General features: G+C 53.3%; 1 protein-coding gene. It reads left to right on the top strand.

The features are described 5' to 3' along the window. The first annotated feature begins 904 nt into the window (after positions 1–904). Positions 905–1,618 (top strand): putative type VI secretion system effector, encoded by a 714-nt coding sequence (locus ACFQ6N_RS40600; protein WP_367537624.1) that lies wholly within the window; start codon positions 905–907, stop codon positions 1,616–1,618. Positions 1,619–1,765: the final 147 nt, after the last annotated feature.

Raw genomic sequence — 1,765 nt, 5'->3', positions numbered from 1 at the left:
GCCAGCGATAACCTCCAGGAGGCCGTTCTGAAGCAGAACGACGCGTTTGACAAAGCAATAGGGAAAGTAACTACAAGGTCGCAGTCGTGAAAGGCGCACATTACATGGATGTTCCGAGCAAAATTCCGCTGGATACAGAGGCTGGTGTGATCTCAGAACTTTTCGTTGAACATGCGTTCGAGGATGTTCTGTCCCGTTCTGACGATCGAGAGCAAATGGCCGCAGTGGGTGCAGTTGCAGCAGCGCTCGGCTTGAGTGGGCCATCAGCAGGCATGGCCGTGATGTCAAGCGAAGGGGGGCGGAGCCAGTGGTGCGAGTCAGGTTCATGCTGGGAGATCTATCGGTGTCTGCTCTGCTGTGGAACTGGCCGTTCAGGCAGGGGCAGAGCGTTAGAGTGGTGGGCAAGCGATGGCCCGACGGAACATTCTTTGCAATCTCTGTATTGGACGAGGATGAGAGGCTGATCGTTTCCTATCCTCATGTTACGGCAGGCAGTACCTCGCACTGGCTGCGTGTCTTCTGGATTTCCTTGGCGATCTCAGTAGTTTGGTGGGGGGGGCGGCTGTTCTCGCAACTGTCTTTGTTTGGGACGTCAAATCCGATAGTAAGTTCGAAGTTATTTCTGGCGCCTGCATTGCCGGAGCCTCAATTTTTGGAGTGATTGGATGGAGGATCGGGCGTCGTCTATCTAGATTTGCGAGGATTGCAGACCGCGTATTCACTGCGCTGGATTGGAGCGATCCCACGAAGATTAATCTCAGGTCTGGGAAGTTCGCTCAGACGCGAGAGGGCGATAATTCCGGCGTTGGGGATACCTACTTCAGATAGTAGCTGTTATCAATCTGGCAGTGTGGGGGCGCTACTGGTCTGGTTTCGATTCGGCCCCTCAAGGAGTGGTATGCAAATGAGTGACGGCAAAGAGGCTCTACTTGAAATGGAGAGCGGAGTTATCTCCGGTCTCAAAGTTCAATGCGTGATGGAAAATATTTTCTGGCGAGAGGGCGATCGCGTAGGAATGGCTGCGACCGGTGCGCTGTCCGCCGCATTAGGTCTCAGTGGTTCGGCTGCCGGCTTGGCGATGATGTCTGTGGAGGAAATGGAAGAGCCAGTTACTAAAGTTGAGTTCAGACTTGGTGAAATGGATGTGGAGGGGCTTCTCTGGAATTGGCCTTTTAACGAGGGTGATGTTGTTCGAGTTGTCGGCGCACGGAACGATGAAGGAAGGTTTTTTGCTATCTCAGTTCTTGATGAGGATAGAAGGATGATTGTTTCCTATCCGCATGTTAGTGCTGGTACGTTGGCGCATTGGTTCTCAGTGTTTAAATACTCGCTTGTGATCTCAATTCCGTGGTGGGGGTTGGTAATAGCTTTCTATGCGTGGAAATTCTATGCGCCATTTCACCTGTTGGTTCAGTCATATTTGGTGGGGGTTCTTGTCTTCTGTGTGATTGGGTATCGAGTTGGCCGTAGGTTTGTCAGTTACGCCAAATTGGCGGATTCAGTTTTTTCTACGCTTGGATGGAAAGGTGCGAGGCGAATGAATCTTCGGAGAGTGACCAGGAGCAAGCGTCAGCCGGGCGACCACCCCGCCTTGGGCGATACCTATTTCAGGTACTGACCATCAGCAACTGACACCGCGCCTTCCCAGCAAGCCGCACATTCCTATCGCGCTGCTGCAATCGCCTTCACCCTGGCCCTCGCCAGGGCCTCGCCCACCGCAGGGCCCTTCAAATGGACTAGGTCCAAATCCCGCGCCTGTACCGAC

The sequence above is a fragment of the Kitasatospora sp. NPDC056446 genome (genome assembly GCF_042796115.1).
Lineage (GTDB): Bacteria > Actinomycetota > Actinomycetes > Streptomycetales > Streptomycetaceae > Kitasatospora.
Note: the sequence above shows the minus strand (reverse complement) of the source record. Positions and strands in the feature narration are given on the sequence as shown.

Excerpts from the sequence above, each read along its gene's own strand:
- ACFQ6N_RS40600 (WP_367537624.1), top strand. The coding sequence starts at position 905 with ATGAGTGACGGCAAAGAGGCTCTACTTGAAATGGAGAGCGGAGTTATC.